At 65.4% G+C, this 20,306-nt stretch carries 20 protein-coding genes; 15 read left to right on the top strand and 5 right to left on the bottom strand.

Going from position 1 to position 20,306, the window contains the following annotated elements:
* Window positions 1–121 precede the first annotated feature (121 nt).
* Window positions 122–583: an Lrp/AsnC family transcriptional regulator gene (locus ACFSM0_RS13335; RefSeq protein ID WP_377391206.1), complete on the bottom strand. Its 462-nt coding sequence runs from the start codon at window positions 581–583 to the stop codon at window positions 122–124.
* Window positions 584–713: 130 nt separating this feature from the next.
* Here ACFSM0_RS13335 and cobA point away from each other — a divergent pair, with 130 nt between their 5' ends.
* The 12 genes from cobA to ACFSM0_RS13275 all read left to right on the top strand — a co-directional run bounded on the left by cobA (window position 714) and on the right by ACFSM0_RS13275 (window position 11,792).
* Window positions 714–1,484 carry a uroporphyrinogen-III C-methyltransferase gene (gene cobA, locus ACFSM0_RS13330; RefSeq protein WP_377391203.1) on the top strand — a complete coding sequence of 257 codons (771 nt, stop codon included), beginning with the start codon at window positions 714–716 and terminating at the stop codon, window positions 1,482–1,484.
* The gene (locus tag ACFSM0_RS13325; RefSeq protein WP_377391200.1) at window positions 1,481–1,792 is read left to right on the top strand and encodes a DUF2849 domain-containing protein; all 312 of its coding nucleotides are present in this window, start codon (window positions 1,481–1,483) and stop codon (window positions 1,790–1,792) included. Before cobA ends, ACFSM0_RS13325 begins: the two co-directional genes overlap by 4 nt.
* Window positions 1,785–3,455 (top strand): nitrite/sulfite reductase, encoded by a 1,671-nt coding sequence (locus ACFSM0_RS13320; RefSeq protein WP_377391197.1) that lies wholly within the window; start codon window positions 1,785–1,787, stop codon window positions 3,453–3,455. Before ACFSM0_RS13325 ends, ACFSM0_RS13320 begins: the two co-directional genes overlap by 8 nt.
* The gene (locus ACFSM0_RS13315; protein ID WP_377391194.1) at window positions 3,430–4,191 is read left to right on the top strand and encodes a phosphoadenylyl-sulfate reductase; all 762 of its coding nucleotides are present in this window, start codon (window positions 3,430–3,432) and stop codon (window positions 4,189–4,191) included. The genes ACFSM0_RS13320 and ACFSM0_RS13315 overlap by 26 nt, the downstream gene beginning before the upstream one ends.
* Entirely contained in the window at window positions 4,188–4,583 is a 396-nt protein-coding gene (locus tag ACFSM0_RS13310) for a DUF934 domain-containing protein (RefSeq protein ID WP_377391191.1), read from the top strand. Before ACFSM0_RS13315 ends, ACFSM0_RS13310 begins: the two co-directional genes overlap by 4 nt.
* Window positions 4,584–4,703: 120 nt before the next feature.
* The gene (locus ACFSM0_RS13305) at window positions 4,704–5,555 is read left to right on the top strand and encodes a ferredoxin--NADP reductase (RefSeq protein WP_377391188.1); all 852 of its coding nucleotides are present in this window, start codon (window positions 4,704–4,706) and stop codon (window positions 5,553–5,555) included.
* Between the two features lie 50 nt (window positions 5,556–5,605).
* Window positions 5,606–6,745 (top strand): hypothetical protein, encoded by a 1,140-nt coding sequence (locus tag ACFSM0_RS13300; RefSeq protein ID WP_377391185.1) that lies wholly within the window; start codon window positions 5,606–5,608, stop codon window positions 6,743–6,745.
* A gap of 181 nt (window positions 6,746–6,926) precedes the next feature.
* Window positions 6,927–7,475: a translation initiation factor IF-3 gene (gene infC / locus ACFSM0_RS13295; protein ID WP_465270049.1), complete on the top strand. Its 549-nt coding sequence runs from the start codon at window positions 6,927–6,929 to the stop codon at window positions 7,473–7,475.
* A gap of 443 nt (window positions 7,476–7,918) precedes the next feature.
* Window positions 7,919–8,506: a L,D-transpeptidase gene (locus ACFSM0_RS13290; protein ID WP_377391182.1), complete on the top strand. Its 588-nt coding sequence runs from the start codon at window positions 7,919–7,921 to the stop codon at window positions 8,504–8,506.
* Window positions 8,507–8,970: 464 nt separating this feature from the next.
* On the top strand, window positions 8,971–9,459 hold the full coding sequence (locus ACFSM0_RS13285) for a DUF2852 domain-containing protein (RefSeq protein ID WP_377391179.1): 489 nt from the start codon (window positions 8,971–8,973) through the stop codon (window positions 9,457–9,459).
* Between the two features lie 156 nt (window positions 9,460–9,615).
* Complete coding sequence (locus ACFSM0_RS13280) at window positions 9,616–10,437, top strand: arginyltransferase (RefSeq protein WP_377391176.1); 822 nt, start codon at window positions 9,616–9,618, stop codon at window positions 10,435–10,437.
* A 257-nt stretch (window positions 10,438–10,694) separates the two neighbouring features.
* Window positions 10,695–11,792 (top strand): TRAP transporter substrate-binding protein, encoded by a 1,098-nt coding sequence (locus tag ACFSM0_RS13275; protein ID WP_377391173.1) that lies wholly within the window; start codon window positions 10,695–10,697, stop codon window positions 11,790–11,792.
* Between the two features lie 182 nt (window positions 11,793–11,974).
* Here the strand turns inward: ACFSM0_RS13275 and ACFSM0_RS13270 are convergent, their stop codons facing one another.
* A complete protein-coding gene (locus tag ACFSM0_RS13270; RefSeq protein WP_377391170.1) occupies window positions 11,975–13,027 on the bottom strand; it encodes an Mrp/NBP35 family ATP-binding protein in 1,053 nt (350 codons plus the stop codon).
* A gap of 304 nt (window positions 13,028–13,331) precedes the next feature.
* Between ACFSM0_RS13270 and ACFSM0_RS13265 the strand changes: the two genes are divergently transcribed.
* The 3 genes from ACFSM0_RS13265 (at window position 13,332) to ACFSM0_RS13255 (ending at window position 15,222) form a co-directional block, all read left to right on the top strand.
* Complete coding sequence (locus tag ACFSM0_RS13265) at window positions 13,332–13,535, top strand: DUF1127 domain-containing protein (RefSeq protein ID WP_377391167.1); 204 nt, start codon at window positions 13,332–13,334, stop codon at window positions 13,533–13,535.
* Window positions 13,536–14,013: 478 nt separating this feature from the next.
* Window positions 14,014–14,811, top strand: coding sequence for a 23S rRNA (adenine(2030)-N(6))-methyltransferase RlmJ (locus ACFSM0_RS13260; RefSeq protein WP_377391164.1), 798 nt, complete (start codon window positions 14,014–14,016; stop codon window positions 14,809–14,811).
* 87 nt (window positions 14,812–14,898) lie between these two features.
* On the top strand, window positions 14,899–15,222 hold the full coding sequence (locus ACFSM0_RS13255) for a hypothetical protein (protein WP_377391162.1): 324 nt from the start codon (window positions 14,899–14,901) through the stop codon (window positions 15,220–15,222).
* Window positions 15,223–15,226: 4 nt separating this feature from the next.
* On the opposite strand, the gene ACFSM0_RS13250 is transcribed toward ACFSM0_RS13255, so the two are convergent.
* The 3 genes from ACFSM0_RS13250 to ACFSM0_RS13240 form a co-directional block, all read right to left on the bottom strand.
* The gene (locus ACFSM0_RS13250) at window positions 15,227–17,581 is read right to left on the bottom strand and encodes an ATP-dependent helicase (protein WP_377392460.1); all 2,355 of its coding nucleotides are present in this window, start codon (window positions 17,579–17,581) and stop codon (window positions 15,227–15,229) included.
* Between the two features lie 218 nt (window positions 17,582–17,799).
* Window positions 17,800–18,891 carry a GTP cyclohydrolase FolE2 gene (gene folE2 / locus ACFSM0_RS13245; RefSeq protein WP_377391159.1) on the bottom strand — a complete coding sequence of 364 codons (1,092 nt, stop codon included), beginning with the start codon at window positions 18,889–18,891 and terminating at the stop codon, window positions 17,800–17,802.
* 105 nt (window positions 18,892–18,996) lie between these two features.
* Window positions 18,997–20,172, bottom strand: coding sequence for an aminotransferase class I/II-fold pyridoxal phosphate-dependent enzyme (locus ACFSM0_RS13240; RefSeq protein WP_377391156.1), 1,176 nt, complete (start codon window positions 20,170–20,172; stop codon window positions 18,997–18,999).
* Window positions 20,173–20,306 lie beyond the last annotated feature (134 nt).

Genomic DNA, 20,306 nt, shown 5'->3' with positions numbered 1-20,306 from the left:
AGGGGGGCGCTGCCCCCCTCTTGGCGCTTGCGCGCCAATTCACCCCCCGGGATATTTGCACAAAGTCGAAGGCGGGCGCTTTCTTTATCGAAGCGCCCCATCGGCGCACGGCGGCCCCGTTTCAGAGCGGCAGGATTGTTGTCGACTTGATCTCTTCCATGCTCAGAAGCGCCGTGACGTTGTAGATTTTCACCTCGGAGATCAGCGCCTGATAGAACTGGTCATAGGCGCGCGCATTCTTCACCCGCACTTTCAGGATATAGTCGATGTCGCCCGCGAGCCGGTGCGCCTCCAGCACCTCGGGGCGGGCGCGCAGCGTGGCAAGAAACTTGCGCTGCCACTCCGCCTCGTGTTCCGAGGTGCGGATCAACACGAAAAAGCACGCCTCCAGCCCCAGCGCCTCGGGGTCCAGCAGCGCCGTTTGCCGCCCGATCACCCCCAGATCCTTCATCTTGCGAATCCGGTTCCAGACCGGGGTCTTGGAGGAACCCACCTTGCGCGCGATCTCGTCCAGAGACTGGCTCGCATCCTCCTGCAATTGCGACAGAATCTTCCGATCCATCTCGTCAAGCCGGACCGCCATTCGTGAAAACCTCGCAAAACCGGGAAACCGCTTCCCTCTGGGGCAGGATATGAAACAAAGTTCCTTATTCGCAAGAGGGCATGGCGGTTCGGGGGAATAATTTCCTATATTCCTTCCAAAGGAGACCGCCATGACTCACTCACTCACGCCGCGTTCGCACGTTCTCGGACATGTCACCCTCGCGGGCGCCGGGCCGGGGGCAGTGGGCCATCTGACGCTCGCGGTCGCCAAAGCCCTTGAGAGCGCCGATGTCGTGCTGCATGACAAGCTCGTCTCGGACGAGGTGCTCGCATTGGCCGGGCCGCAGGCGACGCTGATCGAGACCGGCAAGGCGGGCTTTGGCCCGGCGATGGCGCAAGAAGAAATCTCGGCGCTGATCGTTGCCTTTGCCCGTGAGGGGCGCAACGTGCTCAGGCTCAAATCCGGCGATCCGGGCGTGTTTGGCCGGCTGGGCGAAGAGCTTGACGCGCTCGACCAAGCCGGGATCGCTTTCACCGTTCTGCCGGGGCTCACTGCCGCCTCCGCCGCCGCGGCCAGCCTTGGCCAAAGCCTCACCGAACGCGGCCGCAACCGCGAGCTGCGCCTTGTCACCGGCCACGGCGCGGAAGGCTTTGCCGAGGCCGACTGGGCCGGGCTCGCCCGCCCCGGCGCGGTGGCCGCGATTTACATGGGCAAGCGCGCCGCGCGCTTCATTCAGGGGCGGCTGATGATGCATGGCGCCAGCCTCTCAACCCCGGTGACGCTGGTGGAAAACGCCTCGCGCCCCGAGGAACGCGTGCTCTCGGGCACGCTCGCCGACCTTCCCGCCCTCGCGGCCCGGCTCGATGGCCCCGCCGTGATCCTCTGGGGGCTCGCCCCCCGTGCCGCTGTGGCGGCCCAACCGATCGAGGTGGCCCAATGAGCAACGCCCAAGTGATTTCTGCCAACGACCTGCGCGCGGGCCATACTGTCTACCGCAGCGCGACGGGCGGCTGGGTGCGCGACATTGCCGAGGCCGCCCTGATCGAAGACCCGGCCGAGGCGCAGCTTGCGCTGCTTGACGCGATCGGTCATGCGACTGTCATTGTCGGCGCCTATCTCGTCGAGGTGCGTCCGACCCCCGCAGGCCCCGAGCCCGTTGCCCTGCGCGAGCGCTTCCGCGCCCGCGGCCCCTCGATTCGCCCCAGCAAGGCGAGCCGCCTGCAAGAGAAGGCCCAAGCCCATGTATGACGCCTCCGAATTCGATACCGCCTTCCTGCGCCACCGCGCCGCACAGTTCCGCAATCAGGTGGAACGTCGGCTTTCCGGCAGCCTGACCGAAGACGAGTTCAAGCCGCTGCGGCTGATGAACGGCGTTTATCTGCAACTGCATGCCTATATGCTGCGCGTGGCGATCCCCTATGGCACGCTTTCGGCGGATCAGATGCGGGTGCTGGCCGAGGTGGCCGAGCGCTGGGACCGCGGCTACGGCCATCTCACCACGCGCCAGAACATCCAGTTCAACTGGGTCGCGCTGACCGATATTCCCGATATTCTCGAACGCATGGCCGAGGTGGGCCTGCATGCGATCCAAAGCTCGGGCAACTGCGTGCGCAACACCACCGCCGATGCCTTTGCAGGCGCCGCGGCGGATGAGCTTGCCGACCCGCGCCCCTATGCGGAACTGATCCGGCAATGGTCGACCGATCACGCCGAATTCCAGTTCCTGCCGCGCAAGTTCAAGATCGCGGTGACCGGCTCGACCGAGGACCGCGCCGCCATTGCCGCCCATGATGTCGGGCTGCAGCTGATTGAACGCGATGGCGACATCGGATTTCGGGTGTTGGTGGGGGGCGGTTTGGGCCGCACGCCGATGCTCGCGCAGGAGCTCCGTCCCTTCCTCCCCTCAGCGGAGCTCCTGCCTTATCTTGAAGCGGTGCTCGCCGCCTATAACCTCGCCGGACGGCGCGACAACAAATACAAGGCCCGCATCAAGATCACCGTGTTCGAAAACGGGATCGAGAGCTTCCGCGCCGCCGTCGAAGAGCAGTTTGCCCGTATCCGCCCCGCCTATTCGGGCGCCGATCAGGTGCTGCTCGAAGAGATCAAGGCGCATTTCGCGCTGCCCGATCTGCCCGCGAAAGACCCGGCCTTCCATGTGAAGACCCTCGCGGTCGATCCGCTTTATGCGGCCTGGGCGGGCCGTGCGCTGAGCCCGCACAAGCGGGCCGATTACGCGATTGTCACCGTGGCGGTGAAAACGCCGGGCGAGGAGCCGGGCGATGTTTCCGCCGCGCAGATGCGCGCGCTGGCCGATATTGCCGAGCGCTGGGGCCGGGGCGAGCTGCGCGTGACGCATATGCAAAACGTGGTGCTGCCCCATGTCGCCAAGGCCGATCTTCCGGCGGTGCATGAGGCGTTGCGCAAGGCGGGGCTCGCCGCGGCCAACATCGGCCGTCTCGGCGATGTCATCGCCTGCCCCGGCATGGATTACTGCGCGCTCGCCACGGCCCGTTCGATCCCGCTGGCGCAGGAGATCACAAAGCACTTCCAGGAGCTTGGGCTGGAGGAAGAGATCGGCACGCTGAACCTGAAGATCTCGGGCTGCATCAATGCCTGCGGGCACCACCACCTTGGCCATATCGGCATCCTCGGGCTTGACCGGGCGGGGGTGGAAAACTACCAGATCACCATCGGCGGGCATGAGGGCGATGCCACGTTCCCCGCCGCGATCGGCGAGAAGATGGGCCCGGGCTTCGCCTATGAGGCGGTGGTTCCGGCGCTTGAGCGGCTCCTGCGCGCCTATCTGGACCTGCGCACCGGGCAAGAGGAAAGCTTCCTGGCGGCCACGCGCCGCCTTGGCCTCGCGCCGTTCCGCGCGGCGCTTTATGGAGAAGAACGCGATGCGGCTTGATCTTTCGCAACGAGTGGCGGGGCTGAACCACCGCTACCGCGCCGACGATCCGGCAACCCTCGTGGCGCGTGCGCTCGCCGACCCGGACACCGGGCGGGTGGCGCTTGTGTCCTCCTTCGGGGCGGAATCGGTCGTGCTTTTGCACATGGTGGCCGAGGTCGCGCCCGCAACGCCGGTGCTGTTTGTCGATACGCTGATGCTGTTCGAGGAAACCCTCGCCTATCAGCGCGACGTCGCGCAAAAGCTCGGGCTTACCGATGTGCGGGTGATCCGCGCCACGCCCGCCGATCTGGCGGCGAGCGACCCGCTCGGCACGCTCCACAAGACCAACACCGACGCCTGCTGTGCGCTGCGCAAGACCGTGCCGCTGGAAAAGGCGCTCGCAGGGTTTGACGCCTGGATCACCGGGCGCAAGCGCTATCAGGCCGAGACCCGGGCCCATCTGGACCCGTTCGAGGTGGAGACCGAGGCGCGGATGAAGATCAACCCGCTTGCGCATTGGGGCCGCGCCGAAATTACCGAGTATATCGCACGCCATGACCTGCCGCGGCATCCGCTGGTGGCGCGCGGCTATCCCTCGATCGGCTGCGCGCCCTGCACCTCGCCGGTGGCGGCGGGCGAAGACTCGCGCGCCGGGCGCTGGCGCGGGCAAGACAAAACCGAATGCGGCATCCATTTCGTCAATGGGCGCGTGGTGCGGCCCGGCCAGGCCGGAAATACGGAGAAAGTGGCATGAGCGTTCTGGTGCGCGACGACGGCTTTCACGCCGAGGATTTTGCGGGCGTGGCGGCGGAGCTTGGCCCCGACACCCCGGCAGGCGTGATCGCCGAGCGGATCGCGGGGGCGGCACTGGTCACGGTGCTGTTCCCGAGCTTTGCCGATGGGCGCGGCTTCACGCTGGGCCGGCTCGTGCGGGCTGCGGGCTATACCGGGCGGCTGCGCGCCAAGGGCCCGCTCATCGCCGATCAATATCCGCTGGCGCGGCGCTCCGGCTTTGACGAGGTGGAAATCCCCGCCGAAATCGCGGCGCGGCAAAGCGAAGCAGAGTGGCGCACCGAGGCGGCGCGGGGGGCCCCCGATTACCGCGCACGCCTTGGTTTCAAGGGTTGCGACGCGCTGATCGCTTGACTTTGCCCCCTGCCCGCGCCATGCCGCCACATGTCATGGCGGGCCAAAACGTGGTATCCGCAACTCATCTTTGTGCTGCTGCGTGCTGCCAGGGCCCTGCCCAAGCGACGCGCCCGGTGAATGTTCACTGGCCTTCGGGCCCCGAATGACGAGACGACCGTGAACGAGACTGCCCCCATTGCGCCCGCCAAGATCCTGCCCGATGCCCAGACCGTGACTGCGGTCAAACACTGGACGGACACGCTCTTTTCGTTCCGGGTGACGCGCCCGCAAAGCCTGCGCTTCCGCTCGGGCGAGTTTGTGATGATCGGCCTTCTGGATGACAACGGCAAGCCGATCATGCGCGCCTATTCGATCGCCTCGCCCGCCTGGGACGAAGAGCTCGAATTCTACTCGATCAAGGTGCAGGACGGCCCGCTGACCTCGCGGCTCCAGCACATCCAGCCGGGCGAGCAGATCATCTTGCGCCCCAAACCCGTGGGCACGCTGGTGCTCGATGCGCTGCTGCCGGGCAAACGGCTGTGGTTCCTTGCCACCGGCACCGGCATCGCGCCCTTCGCCTCGCTGATGCGCGAGCCGGAGAGCTACGAGAAATTCGACGAAGTCATCATGATGCACACCTGCCGCACCGTGGCCGAGCTGGAATATGGCCGCGAGCTGGTGGAGGCGCTGAAGGATGACCCGCTGATCGGCGAGATGGTCGAGGGCAAGCTGAAATACTACCCGACCACCACGCGCGAAGACTTTCCGCACATGGGCCGGATCACCGACAACCTCGCCTCGGGCAAGGTGTTCGAGGATCTGGGGCTCACGCCGATGAACCCCGAGACCGACCGCGCCATGGTCTGCGGCTCGCTCGCCTTCAACGTCGATGTGATGAAGGTGCTCGAAAGCTACGGGCTGCGTGAAGGCGCAAACTCCGAGCCGCGCGAATTCGTGGTGGAAAAGGCCTTCGTCGGCGAAGGCATCTAAGCCGCCCGGCGTTGACAGATTTGGGGCCGCTCTCACGAGCGGCCCTTTTCATGTCTGGCGGTCAGGCAAAGAAAACGCCGCCCCGAAAGGGGCGGCGCCAGATCTCGCAAGCGCGAAGATTACTTGGTGGCCATCGCGGCTTGGGCCGCGGCGAGCGCGGCAAGCGCCGCGGCATTGGCAGCGGCAGCGGCTTCTTGCGCAGCGGTGGCCGCGGCAAGCGCATCGGCGACCGGATCGACGACGACAACTTCTTCCACCGGGGCAGCTTCTTCAGCCGGGGCAGCAGCTTCTTCCGCCGGAGCGGCAGCTTCTTCCGCCGGAGCGGCAGCTTCTTCAGCCGGAGCGGCAGCTTCTTCCGCCGGAGCGGCAGCTTCTTCCGCCGGGGCAGCGGCTTCTTCAGCCGGGGCAGCGGCTTCTTCCGCCGGAGCAGCGGCTTCTTCCGCCGGAGCAGCAGCTTCTTCAGCCGGGGCAGCAGCTTCTTCAGCCGGGGCAGCAGCTTCTTCAGCCGGGGCAGCGGCTTCTTCAGCCGGAGCAACCGCTTCGGTCACGGCATCAGCCGCACCTTCGACCGCGACGGCAGCCGCATCGACCACAGCGGCCCCCGCGTCGGCAACGGCTTCAGCCGCGTCGGCAACCGGGGTTTCTTCCGCCGGGGCAGCAGCTTCTTCAGCCGGAGCAGCAGCTTCTTCAGCCGGAGCAGCAGCTTCTTCCGCCGGAGCAGCAGCTTCTTCAGCCGGGGCAGCGGCTTCTTCCGCAGGAGCAGCAGCTTCTTCAGCCGGGGCAGCGGCTTCTTCCGCCGGAGCAGCGGCTTCTTCCGCCGGAGCAGCAGCTTCTTCCGCCGGAGCAGCAGCTTCTTCCGCCGGAGCAGCGGCTTCTTCCGCCGGAGCGGCAGCTTCTTCCGCCGGGGCAGCGGCTTCTTCCGCCGGGGCAGCGGCTTCGGTCACGGCCGGGGCTTCAACAACAGCCGGCTCAGCCGCCGGGGCCGCCGGAGCAACGACAACCGCCCCCGGGGGGATCTGATCAGCGGGCATCACGACGACAGTGTTGCCGCCGGGTTTCGACGCGCCGAGGATCGCCGCGAGAACAACGCCACAGGCCAGAATGCCGACCATAACCTTTTGGTTCTGCGGCAGGTCTTTCCAGCTTTTCTTATCGCTCATATTTCCCCCCTCTGGTTGTTGGGAATCTGATGGGAACAGGTCAATGATGCTATCTATGACCCGGCTCGACCTCAAAGGAAACGTGTCGCATTGCCGCCTTTCGTCACAGGGCAGATCGATTCTCGCCAGCCCCCGGACGATTCGCGCGAATAGCGGTTGAAACAGCGGGGGTCCGGGCCTATTTTGCCCGCCATTCTCGAACCGCAGAAGGATTAACGCCATAGCCCGCAGACCGCACAATGCCCCGCCGCAACGCGACACCGGCCCCCGGATCAATGATCGCATCCGCGCGCCCGAAATCCGCCTGATCGGGGCGGACGGAGAGAATGTGGGGGTGGTCACCCCGCAGCGGGCGATGATGATGGCGGAAGAGGCTGGCCTCGACCTCGTGGAGATCTCGCCCACCGCGGTGCCGCCGGTGTGCAAGATCATGGACTTCGGCAAGTTCAAATACGAACAGCAGAAGAAAGAGGCCGAGGCTCGCAAGAAGCAGAAGGTCATCGAGATCAAGGAAATCAAGTTCCGCCCGGGCACCGATACGCATGACTATGAGGTCAAGATGCGCTCGGTGATGAAATTCCTCAGCGAGGGCGACAAGGTGAAGGTGACCTTGCGGTTCCGTGGCCGCGAAATGGCGCACCAGCAGCTCGGGCTTGAGCTTCTCAACCGCGTGGCCGGTGATGTGGGCGAAGCGGGCAAGATCGAGAGCATGCCCAAGCTCGAAGGCCGTCAAATGGTGATGATGATCGCGCCGAAATGACGTGCTGAGCCATCGTGCGAACGGGGCCCTCTTCGGAGGGCCTTTTGCATGAGCTGGCTCAATCTGCTGGTGCAGTCTGCGGGCGCAGTCTGCGGGAGGCCCCTTTCGCTTCGGCAGAGCCGAAGCGACCCGGCGGGGGGCTCCGCCCCCCGCACCCCCCGGGATATTTGTGCAAAGTCGACAGGGGGGCATAGCTCCCGGAATGCGCCTGAACACTGGGAAGACGGCGGCGGACCGCCCCGGCATCGGTCACACATTTCGCGCCGCTCTCTCTTGCGGCCCGTTTTCTGGCTTCGAAGGCGGGGGGCGGGCCAGAACCAGCGCCTGAGTCGCTTGGACCCTGCCGGAGCGAACGCTCACCCTCTCGTGAGGTCAGGTGATTTGCGCGCCCTGCCCCGCCATGCAATGATTCATTCTGCAAACAGAATTTGATGCGAGGCCCCATGCCGCTCCTCACCCGCCGCACCGCGCTGCTCTCGGGCGCCGCAACGCTTGTTGCCCCCGCGCTAGCCCGTGCGGATACGCAAGATATCCCGATGGCCGATCAGCCCGCGATCATCGCGCAAGCGGAACGCCACAACATCTCTGCCTTCCGCGAGATCGACTGGCGCGATCATTTCGACCGGCTCGACCAGGTGACCCTGATTGCCGATACCCGGTCGAAAGCGCTCCATTACTGGGCGCCGGGCGGGGCGGAATACCGGCTCTACCCGACCTCGGTGCCAAAATCCCCCGAGCTGACAAAAACCGGCTATACCGAGATTGTGCGCAAGCGCGAGAACCCGAGCTGGACGCCGACCGCCTCGATGATCGCCGCCGATCCGAGCCTGCATGCGATGCCCCCCGGCCCTGACAACCCGCTTGGCACGCGCGCGATGTATCTGAGCTGGCCCGCCTATATCATCCACGGCACCCATGATACCCGCAAGATCGGCCGCAAAAGCTCGTCGGGCTGTATCGGGCTGTTCAACGCGCAGGTTGAAGAACTTTATCCGCTCTGCCCGGTCGGCACGCAGGTGTTGATCCTGTAACCGCCCCGTGAGGGGGTCCGGGGGCGAAGCCCCCGGCGGGTCGCTTCGGCCCTGCCGAAGCGAAAGCTGTGGACTGCGCAGACACGGACTGGGCAGACACGCCAAAGCCAGCGGCCAAAAATAAAGCGCTGCGGGAGGGAGGCCCGCAGCGCGTTATTGAAACCCGACGAGGGAGAACGTCCGGGTTCTGTCTCGGGCTCCTCTGGCTTGCGCCATTTCAGGGAGATCAGGAACCCGATGACCTGTTCTAAGCTGTCGGCGCGCAAAACCACTTTGACCTAGGTCAAGATTCGCGCCGCCCGGCGTGCGACATTTTGGAAGATCGCGCGCGATCGTCCACTCCGGCTCCGTCGCCTGAGCGCGCGCCCAAATGTAAATAATCTTTACATCCCCCCTTGCAGCCGACGGACCCTCTCCCCATCTGCGTTCATGTAAACACTATTTACATCATCCCGGAGCAGAACATGACCGCCACCAGTACCAACCCCGCCGACCGCCCGAACGGGCTGACCCGTGCGCTCAACTGGCTTGACGAACGCGGGCCGACCAGTTGGATCGTCGTGATGATCGGCGCGTTCATCTTTGCCGGGCCGCTCGGCCTCGTTGTCCTCGGCTTCATCCTGATCACGGGCCGGTTCTCGGGGCGCACCTGCCGCGCCCGCGCGGAGGGCTGGATGCATCGATGCGGACGCGGCATGTCGTTCCATGCCTCCCGCGGGACCGGCAATGCCGCCTTCGACGCCTACAAGGCAGATACTCTGGCCCGGCTCGAACGCGAGCAGGACGAATTCGAAAGCTTCCTGCGCCGCCTGCGCGAGGCCCGCGACAAGGCCGAATTCGACCAATATATGGATGAACGCGCCCGCGCCGCAGCGGCGCCCGCAGCCGAGACGGCACAGGCCGACACCCCCGCCCACCACGACCGGCACGACGACGGGAGCGGTCGTTACTGAGCCGCGCAGCCGCTTCAACGCCTTTAAAACGCATCAACCCCGCTTTACCGGCGGGGTTGCCCTGTAAAAGACGCATGAAATCCTTGGCGTGCGGCCCCGGCTTTGATAGCGTGAAGATGCGCCGTCATCCCCGCGGCCCGCAGCCCCCCGACCCCGATGCGCCATTCGCTTCCCCTTGCCCCGCAGTTCTACGTGACCGCTCCGCAGCCCTGCCCCTATCTTGAGGGCCGGTCAGAGCGGAAACTGTTCACCGCACTTCAGGGCGAAGGGGCCGAAAAGCTCAACAATGCGCTCTCGCGTCAGGGCTTCCGGCGCTCGCAAAATGTGCTCTACCGCCCCTCCTGCGCCGATTGCACGGCCTGCCTTTCGGCGCGCATCCGGGTGGCGGATTTCACGCCCTCCCGCACGCAGCGCCGCGTGCTGGCAAAAAACGCGCTTCTGCGGCGCACGGCCACCAGCCCCTGGGCGACCGAAGAGCAGTTCATGCTGTTTCGCCGCTATCTGGATGCCCGCCACGCCGATGGCGGCATGGCAGACATGGATATTTTCGAATTTGCCGCGATGATCGAGGAAACCCCGGTCAAGACCCGCGTGGTCGAATATCGCACCGCCACCGATCCGACCGGCGCGAGCGCGCTCACCGCCGTCTGCCTGACCGATGTGCTCGATGACGGGGTGAGCATGGTCTACAGCTTCTATGACCCCGATCAGGCGGATTCGAGCCTCGGCACCTATCTGATCCTCGATCACATCGCCCTCGCCCGGAAAGCCGGCCTGCCCTACGTCTACCTCGGCTATTGGGTGCCCGGCTCGCGCAAGATGGGCTACAAGGCGCGGTTCTCCGCGCTCGAGATCTTCAAGGGCGGTCGCTGGCAACCGCTTGGCAACCCCGAGGATCATTGCGGCGAAACCCATCCGCTCTCGGTCGATCCGATCGCCGAACAGGTCGCGCGCATCCAGCTTCCCGACATGCGCTGACCGCAGCCCCACCGCTGTGGCGGGAACGGGCCGCCCGTCTCGACGGTTGCATGCCTCGGCCGCCCGTCCCGCTTCAATCCTTGCGCCCAAACCCGGCCGCGCGTTCGGCCGCAGGGTCTTTCTTGCCGCAGCGCGCAATTTTGCTGCGCCCCGTCTGGACAGTCTCGCGCCGCAGTGACAGGTTGGCGCCCGATCGGGCCGCCCGCGGGGCCGGCACAACCTGGACACGAAAGACCGTATAGACGGGAGGAGACCCAATGGATCGTCGCTCATTTCTGACCAAGGCCGCGCTCGGCGGCGCGGCGGCCAGCACGCTCGCCACTCCGGCGCTCGCGCAGGCGCAACCAAAGATCAGCTGGCGGCTGACCTCCTCCTTCCCGAAATCGCTCGACACGCTTTATGACAGCGCGGTTCTGCTCTCCCAACGGATGGCCGAAGCCACCGATGGCGCGTTCCAGATCCAGCCCTTCGCCACCGGCGAGATTGTGCCTGCGCTGCAGGCCGCCGATGCCACCGCCGCCGGAACGGTGGAGATGAGCCATACCGTCGGCTATTATTACTGGGGCAAGGACCCGACCTGGGCACTGGGCTCGACCGTGCCTTTCGGGCTTTCCGCCCGCGGCATGAACGCCTGGCAATACCATGGCGGCGGCATCGAGATGTATAACGAATTCCTCGCGACCCAGGGCCTGATCGGCTTCCCGGGCGGCAATACCGGCGTCCAGATGGGCGGCTGGTTCCGCAAGGAAATCAACACCGTGGCCGATCTTCAGGGGCTGAAGATGCGGATCGGCGGCTTTGCGGGCAAGGTGATGGAAAAGCTCGGCCTCGTGCCGCAGCAGGTCTCCGGCGGCGATGTCTATCCGGCGCTCGAAAAGGGCACGATCGACGCTGCCGAATGGGTCGGCCCCTATGACGATGAAAAGCTCGGCTTTTATCGCGTCGCGCCCTATTACTACTATCCCGGTTGGTGGGAAGGCGGCCCGACGGTCCATTTCATGTTCAACAAGGCCGCCTTCGAAGGCCTGCCGCCGAGCTATCAGTCGCTGCTGCGCACCGCGTGTCAGGCGGTCGATGCCAACATGTTGCAGAAATATGATTACAACAACCCGGCCGCGCTGAAATCGCTCGTCGCAAAAGGCGCGCAGCTGCGCCCGTTCAGCCAGGAGATCCTCGAGGCCTGCTTCAACGCCGCCAACGAGATCTATGCCGAACTGGAAGCCACGAACCCGGCCTTTGCGAAGATCTGGACCTCGATGAAGGCGTTCCGTGCCGAGAACTACCTCTGGACCCAGGTGGCCGAATATAACTACGACACCTTCATGATGATCCAGCAGCGCAACGGCAAGCTCTGAGCGCCTCTCCAGACGACCATGGCCCCGGATGTTTCCGGGGCCTTTTTCATGCCGCTCCGCCTTGCGGGCCTTGGCGCTTGGGCCAAAGGTGGGGGGCCGGGGGGCTCGCCCCCCGGGAAGCGGGGGGTGCGGGGGGCGGCAGCCCCCCGCCGGGTCGCCTCGGCCCTGCCGAGGCGAAAGCCTCAGGCCACCCCCGCCGCGATCATCTGCGCGGCGAGCGCCGCATAGGCCTCGGCCGCCGGGCCTTCTCCCGTTGCGACCGGTGTGCCCGCATCGCCCGCAAGCCGCACCTCAAGCGCAAGCGGCAGCGCGCCAAGGAACGGCAGGCCCAGCCGCCCGGCCTCCGCCTGCACCCCGCCATGGCCAAACAGATGCGCCTCATGGCCGCAATTGGGGCAGATATAGGTGGACATGTTCTCGATCAGCCCGAGCACCGGCACCTTGAGCCGCGAAAACATGTCGATCGCCTTCTTCGCATCGAGAAGCGCCACATCCTGCGGTGTCGACACGATCACCGCGCCGTCAAGCACGGTTTTCTGACACAGCGAAAGCTGAATATCTCCGGTGCCCGGCGGCAGGTCGATCACCAGCACATCAAGATCGCCATGAGCGTTCCAGCGCACCTGCCCCAGCAACTGCTGCATCGCCCCCATCAGCATCGGCCCGCGCCAGATCACCGCCTCATCCTCGCGCAGCATCAGCCCGAGCGACATCATCACCACGCCATGCGCCACGACCGGCTCGATCCTGTCGCCATCGCTGGAACGCGGCTTCGTGGTCGTGCCCATCATCCGCGGTTGGCTCGGCCCATAAAGATCCGCATCCAGAAGCCCCACCCGCTTGCCCGCCCGCGCCAGCGCCACCGCGAGATTGGCCGAAACGGTGGATTTGCCGACCCCGCCCTTGCCCGAGCCCACCGCGATCACATGGCGCACCCCCGCCACCGGCACCGGCCCCTCCTGCGGTTTCGGGTGCCCGCCGATTTTCATGCCCTTGGGCGCGGCGGCCGGGATCACCACCGACAGGCTCTTCACCCCGTCAAGCGCCCGCAGCGCGGCCTCGATCAGTGGCCGCATCGCCACCAGTTCCGGCTCCGGCGCCCCCTCCAGCACAAGGCGCACAACCCCCGATTCGACCGCGAGCGCATGCACAAGGCCACGACTCACGGCATCGCCCCCCCCCGGAACGGGCGTAGCCTTGAGGGTTGCGAGTACCGATTCCTTGCTGAGCACCATGATTGCCTCCTGACGATTTGGTCAGGACTGTGGCCCTTTTGCCGCGCACCGCAAGGGGCCAACGGGGGGCCGCGCAAGATTTGCGCGAATTTTGCGCGCCTCAAGATGGAATGACTCCAGTTTGAAGGCGGATTCAGGTCAGAATCCGTTATGCATTTTCCGCAAGGCAGCGTTGCTCCTGTCCGCCGTTGTGCAGATGCAGCATTTCCCCCATGTTAGCCCCAACAGCGACGGTGGACCGCAGCGACAAACCCGCAAAACCGGCGCAGACAGAGCAGACCCAAGCGACGAGAGACGACAGACCATGGCCCTGGCAAGTGATATCCGCAGCACCGAGACGGGCCTCGCCCAGATCGTGGCAACGCTGCGTGAGGGCCTTGCCCGCCGCAAGGTTTATCGTCAGACGCTCGCGGAACTGCGCTCGCTTTCGGATCGCGAGCTGAGCGATCTTGGCATGCACCGCTCGATGCTGACCCGCATCGCGCTGGAGGCAGCCTACGGCAGATAAGGTTTCCTGAGGCCCCTCCTCCTCCCTGGGCCTCGGAGATCGGCGGCACTCTCTCTCCTCCTCCCTGAGAGTGCCGCCACCCTATACCGGCCCCGATGCCGGACCCTGATCAGGCCCCCTCCTCCTCCCTGGGGCTTGTAAAGAAGGCGGCGACCTCTTCCTCCTCCCTGAGGTCGCCGCTCCTTCGACCCGATACCGTGCTCGACCTCCTCCCTGAGCGCGGGATATGTGCCGCTTGTTCCTTCCGGCGGCACGGACATACCAAGGCCCCCTCCTCCTCCCTGGGGCCGAGGTTCCGACGGCGGCGCCCCTCCTCCTCCCTGGGCGCCGCCGTTTCCATTTTCCGACCAGGATAACGGCAACCACGCGGCCTTTCGGGCGCGCGGTCGCGTCCTGCCAGGGGTTTTCGGGCGCGGGGCACGCACCGGATCTTGCAGCTTCAGCCCCGGCACGGCAGGAAGGAGAAAAGGGGATCGGGATGCTGTCTTATCAACATGGCTACCACGCCGGGAATCTGGCCGATGTGCACAAGCATGCGCTGCTGGCCTGCATGCTCGATTACATGACCCGCAAGGACAAGCCGCTGAGCTATCTTGAAACCCATGCCGGGCGGGGCCTCTATGCGCTGGATGCCCCCGAGGCGATCAAGACCGGCGAGGCGGCGGCAGGGATTGCGCGCGCGCTCAAGGAGCGCTGGTTTGCCCCGGATCACCCCTATATGCGCGCGCTCGCGGCCGTGCATGCCGCGCATGGGCCCGCGGCCTATCCCGGCTCGCCGCTTCTGGCGGCCACGCTGCTGCGGCCGATGGATTCGATCCAGCTCTGCGAGCTGCATCCGCAGGAATTTGGCGCCCTCAAAACCGCGATGGCCCCTCATGGCGGGATCTTTCATCACAAGGACGGGCGGCAAATGGCGCTCGCGCTATGCCCGCCCACCCCGCGGCGCGGGCTGATGCTGATCGACCCCTCCTGGGAGGTGAAATCCGATTACGAGATGGTGCCCGAACTCATCGGCCATCTGGCGCGCAAATGGAACGTCGGCGTCATCGCGCTCTGGTATCCGGTGCTCGCGCCCGAGGTGGCGGTTTCGGGCGCGCAACGGGCAATGCTGCGCACCCTCAAGGCCACGCATTCCGAGGCGCTGTTTTCCGAGGTGCGCTTCCCGCCCGCGCGCGAGGGGCATGGCATGATCGGCTCCGGCATGGTGGTTCTGAACCCGCCCTGGGGCCTTGCCGAGGAAGCCGCACGGCTCGGCGCCCGATTCAAGGCGCTCTAGGCTCCGATCTGCAACGTCTCACGCAAAATCTTTTGGTGGGCGCGGATCGCCCGCGTAGATTTTGGGGAACGATTCGGGGAGAGTGCCATGCAGTCATGGGTGATTCTGGCGGCGGTCACTGCGGCAACGCTGGTGGCGGATTACCTGATCAAGCTCGCCTCAACCCAGAGCCATGGCCTGACAAGCCCGATTTTCCTTCTGGGCGCGGTGATTTACGGGCTCGGCGGTATCGGCTGGTTCTTCCTCATGCGCAGCCATTCGCTGGCCAGCGTCGGGGTGATCTACAGCGCCGCAACAATCCTGCTGCTCGCCGGTCTCGGCATCGTCGTCTTTCACGAGCCCTTCGGCTGGCGCGAGACCTTGGGGATCGGGCTCGCCGTGGCCGCAGTCGTGGTGATGAACTCCGGCTGAGGGCTCAGAACGGCACGTCGTCGAGCCCCGCAGCGGGCTTCAGAAAACCCGCCTTGACGTGTTTTGAGCCTGCTTTGTCAAACTCCACCATCGCCGTGTCGCCCTCAAGCGCGATCACCTCGCCATAGCCGAACTTCTGGTGGAACACCCGGTCGCCCTCGCCAAAGGCAACCACATCCACCGTTGTCACGGTGCGCGCCTTGGGTTTTGGCGGCGTGGTGGCGCGGCTCTCCATCCGGCGCCAGCCGGGCGAGTTATAGACATCGGCCCGGCTCGCCCGATCTTCGAGCGCGCCAAAGCCCGTCACCGCCGCCGCCCCGGCGCCACCGCCATAAAGCCCCGGCGGCGTCAGCACATCGACATGGCGCCCCGGCAGCTCATCAATGAAGCGCGACGGAAGCTGGCTCTGCCACTGCCCGTAAACCCGGCGGTTGCCGGCAAAGGAGATCGTGCACAGCGCCTCGGCACGGGTGATCCCCACATAGGCAAGCCGCCGCTCCTCCTCGAGCGCGCGCGCACCGCTTTCATCCAGCGCACGCTGGCTCGGAAACAGCCCCTCCTCCCAGCCGGGCAGGAACACGGCCGGGAATTCGAGCCCCTTCGCGGCATGCAGCGTCATGATCGAGACCTTGTCCTCGGTCTCGGCCTTGTCGTTCTCCATGATCAACGCGACATGCTCAAGGAAGCCCTGCAGGTTCTCGAACTGTTCGAGCGCCTTCACCAGTTCCTTGAGGTTTTCGAGCCGCCCCGGCGCCTCGGGTGTCTTGTCGTTGAGCCACATCGCGGTATAGCCCGACTCCTCCAGAATCGTTTCCGCAAGGCGCACATGATCGGCGCCCTCAAGCACCGCGCCATGCCAGCGCCCGATGCTCTCGACAAAGCCCCTGAGCGCCCCCGCCGCCTTGCCCGAAAGCGCGCCTTTCTGGAGCACCGATTTGGCCCCCATCACCAGCCCCGCCTGCGCCGCGCGCGCCGCCGTCTGGATCGTCGCCTGCGCCTTGTCGCCCAGCCCGCGCTTGGGCTGGTTCACCACCCGCTCAAAGGCGAGGTCATCGTCGGGCGAGACAGCCAGGCGGAAATAGGCCATCGCATCGCGGATCTCGAGCCGCTCGTAAAAGCGCGGCCCGCCAATCACCCGATACGGCAGGCCGATGGTCAAGAACCGATCCTCGAAGGCGCGCATCTGATGGCTCGCGCGCACCAAAATCGCCTGTCCGTTGAGCGGCACCGGGCCCAGCGCGCGGCGCCCGTCGCGCAAAGCCTCGATTTCCTCGCCGATCCAGCGCGCCTCCTCCTCGCCATCCCAATGGCCAATCAGCCGGACTTTTTCGCCGCCCTTTTCCTCGGTCCAGAGCTCCTTGCCGAGCCGGTCCCGGTTCGCCGCAATAAGCCCCGAAGCGGCGGCAAGAATATGCTCGGTCGAGCGGTAATTTTGCTCAAGCCGCACCACCACGGCCCCCGGAAAATCCTTTTCGAACCGCAAGATATTGCCCACTTCGGCGCCACGCCAGCCGTAGATCGACTGATCGTCATCGCCCACGCAGCAGATGTTGTGATGGCCCTGCGCCAAAAGCCGCAGCCACAGATATTGCGCGGTGTTGGTGTCTTGATACTCGTCGACGAGAATGTAGCGGAACCAGCGCTGATATTGCGCGAGCAGATCCTCGTGGCGCTGGAAAATCGTCACCATATGCAGCAGCAGATCGCCAAAATCGACCGCGTTGAGCGTGATGAGCCGCGCCTGATAGGCGGCATAAAGCTCGCTGCCGCGGTTGTTGAAATGCGCCGTCTCGGCGCCGCGCACCTTCTCGGGCGTGAGCGCGCGGTTCTTCCAGCTGTCGATCAGCCCGGCCAACTGGCGCGCGGGCCAGCGCTTCTCATCCATGTTGGCGGCCGCGATCACCTGCTTGAGAAGCCGGATCTGGTCATCGGTATCGAGGATGGTGAAGTTCGACCTGAGGCCGACAAGCTCGGCATGGCGGCGCAAAAGCTTGACGCAAACGGCATGGAAGGTGCCAAGCCAGGGCATGCCCTCGAGCGTTTCCCCCAACAGCCGGCCCACGCGCTCCTTCATCTCGCGCGCGGCCTTGTTGGTGAAGGTGACGGCCAGAATCTCGTTCGGGCGCGCATGGCCGGTGCGGATCAGATGCGCGATTCGCGTGGTCAGCGCCTTGGTCTTGCCGGTGCCCGCGCCCGCGAGCATCAACACCGGCCCGTCAAGCGCCTCGACGGCGCGACGCTGCTCGGGGTTGAGCCCGTCGAGATAGTCCGGCTGCGCCGTTCCCGCCCGCGCCCCCATCATCGCGCGCTGCGAGAGCGTCAGCCCGCCGAAATCATCGTCATCGTCCAGAATATCCATGCGCATACTTTATCTTGCGGCGGAGCCGAGGGGAAGGCCCATGTTCTGCCTCTGTTCCAGATCCGCACCAAGGGGGCGCTGCCCCCTCTGGCCCGTTCCGGGCCATTCACCCCCGGGATATTTGAGCAAAGTCGAAGACGGGATCTTGCCCTTCGACTTTGTGCAAATATCCCGGGGGGAGTCCGCTTGCGGACGGGGGGCAGCGCCCCCCTCCCCGCTCAACCGCGGTGGATCAGGCTCGCGAAAAGCTGCGGATCAAGGCTCGTGGCCGCAAAGGTCGGCCCCTCGGTCAGAAGCGCCACCGCGTCGTGGCTGTGCAGGCTCTCCTGATGGCTCGCAATCACCCGAAAATCGCCCACCCGCGGCTCGGCCATAAGCCCGGCGGCAAAGGCGCGCACCGCATCCTCGACAAAGATCGGGTTGGCGGCGTTCAGCTCGGCAAAGGCCTGTTCATCCTCGCGCTTCACCATCACCTGCGTCTCGGTCGGCACATTGGCGCGGGCGATCTCGATCAGATCCTCGAACCAGAGCACCTGGCCGGGCTCCACCACCACAGAGATCCGCGCCACCGAGCGTTGCGAATGCGGCGTGGCAAGGCGGCCCCGGCGGATACGGGCATCTTCGGAAAGCTCCAGCGAACAGGGGCAGGTCGAGGAATAGACGAAATCGAGATGCACGATCTTCGTGCGCACCCCCGCCTGCTCCACCATTTCCAGCGCGATATCGTAATACTGCCAGCCCGAGAGGCCGGAGCGCAGGCTCTCCACCTGCAACGGCAGCGAAAAGCGCATCATCAGCCGCGCATCGAAGCTTTCGAGGTTTTCGACATAATCATCAAGCGCCGCGGCCATCACCTCAAAGGAGAATTCCCGCTCCGAATGCGCATAGAAGCTGCGCAGGATGCGGGACATGTTGATCCCCTTCTTCTCCGCCTCAAGGCTCACCGAGCCGGTGACAGAGGTCTCCAGCACCACCTCACCGCCATCGCGCAGCCGATATTTGATCGGCAGCCGGAAGTTGGAAATCCCCACATGTTCGATTCGCGTCTTCGCGCCGACGATCAGCGAGGCGGGACCATTTTGCAGGTCCGGCATCGCCGCCTTGTAGGCCGCATCGGGGCGGAACGCGGCATCATAGACCCGCGCGAGATCGGGGTAGCTTGCCGGTGCGCCGGGCAAAAGCCGCGCAATCGCCGGGTCCAGCGCGGAGACCTCGCCCGGATGCGCCTCCGACGCCCAGAGCCGCAGCGTTTCGAGCGCGGCTTTCGCCTCGTCCAAGTCGGGGGTTCCGATGCGTCCCTGGATATTCATGGCCTCTCCCTTCCGCCTCCTGGCGCCTGGTTCCGATATGGGAGTGAGACGGAGAAAGTCCAAGGGAAGTTGCAACCAGCCGACGATTTTCTGCCCGAAAGCGGCTCAGGCCGCCGCAATCGCCCCCATCACATCCGCCACAAGATCCGCGGTATCCTCGATCCCGAAGGAAATCCGCACCAGACCGGGGGTGATGCCGATCGTGGCGCGATCCTCATCGGAGAGGTTCTTGTGCGTGGTCGTGGCCGGATGCGTGGCAATCGACTTCGCATCGCCGAGGTTGTTGGAAATGCTCACGATTTTGAGCGCGTTCAGGAACCGGAAGGCGGCCTCCTTGCCGCCCGTGAAATCGAGCCCGAGCATCGTGCCGCCCGCCCCCATCTGCGCCATGGCAAGCGCGTGCTGGGGATGAGAGGCAAGGCCCGGATAGATGCAGCGCCCCAGCTTCGCGCTCCCCTCTGCCGCCTCTGCCGCCGCCGCCGCCGAGGCCGTCTGCGCGCGCACGCGCAGATCGAGCGTTTGCAGCCCCGACAGCAGCACCCAGGCATGGAACGGGCTCATCGCGCCGCCCGTATGCTTGACATAGGTCTCGACCGGGCCGCGGATGAACTCTTTCGTGCCGCAGATCACGCCGCCAAGCACCCGCCCGCCGCCGTCGATATGCTTGGTCGCCGAATAGACAACGACATCGGCGCCAAGAGCAAGCGCGCGCGAAAAGATCGGCGAGGCAAAGGCATTGTCCACCACCACGATCGCGCCGACGGCATGGGCGATCTCGGCCACGCCCTTGATGTCGATCACTTCAAGGCCGGGGTTTGAAACGCTCTCGAAAAAGCAGATCTTCGTGCCCGCGCGCACCGCATCGCGCCAGTTGGCGAGATCGGCGCCGTCGATCAGCGTCACCTCCACCCCGAACCCGCCAAGCACCTTGAGCACATGCAGGCACGAGCCGAACATCTGCCGCGCCGCCACCACATGATCGCCCGCCTTCAGCGTGCACATCAACGCCCCGTTGATTGCCGCCATGCCGGAGGCGCAGGCAAAGGCATCTTCCGTGCCCTCGATCGCCGCCATCCGGTCTTCGAACATCCGCGTTGTCGGGTTGCCGTAGCGGGCATAGATGAATTCGTCATCGCCCGAAGAGATGAACCGCGCCTCCGCCACTTCCGCCGAGGGGTAAATGAACCCCTGCGTGAGGAACAACGCCTCTGCCATCTCGCCATATTGGCTGCGGCGAATGCCTTCATGCACCAGTTTCGTGCGCGTGTTCCACTCGGTCATATTCGGCTCCTGCGGCTCTCAGTCATCTTCCGCGCGATAAGCCTCTGTTTGGCATGGGTCAAGGTGGCGGGAGAATCAACGCGCTAAGAAGAAGCACAGGCGACATGAATATGACATGTCGCACAGACAAGCCG

The sequence above is a fragment of the Rhodobacter lacus genome, assembly GCF_042683065.1.
GTDB lineage: Bacteria > Pseudomonadota > Alphaproteobacteria > Rhodobacterales > Rhodobacteraceae > Rhodobacter > Rhodobacter lacus.
This window is presented reverse-complemented; position numbering and strand designations above follow the sequence as displayed.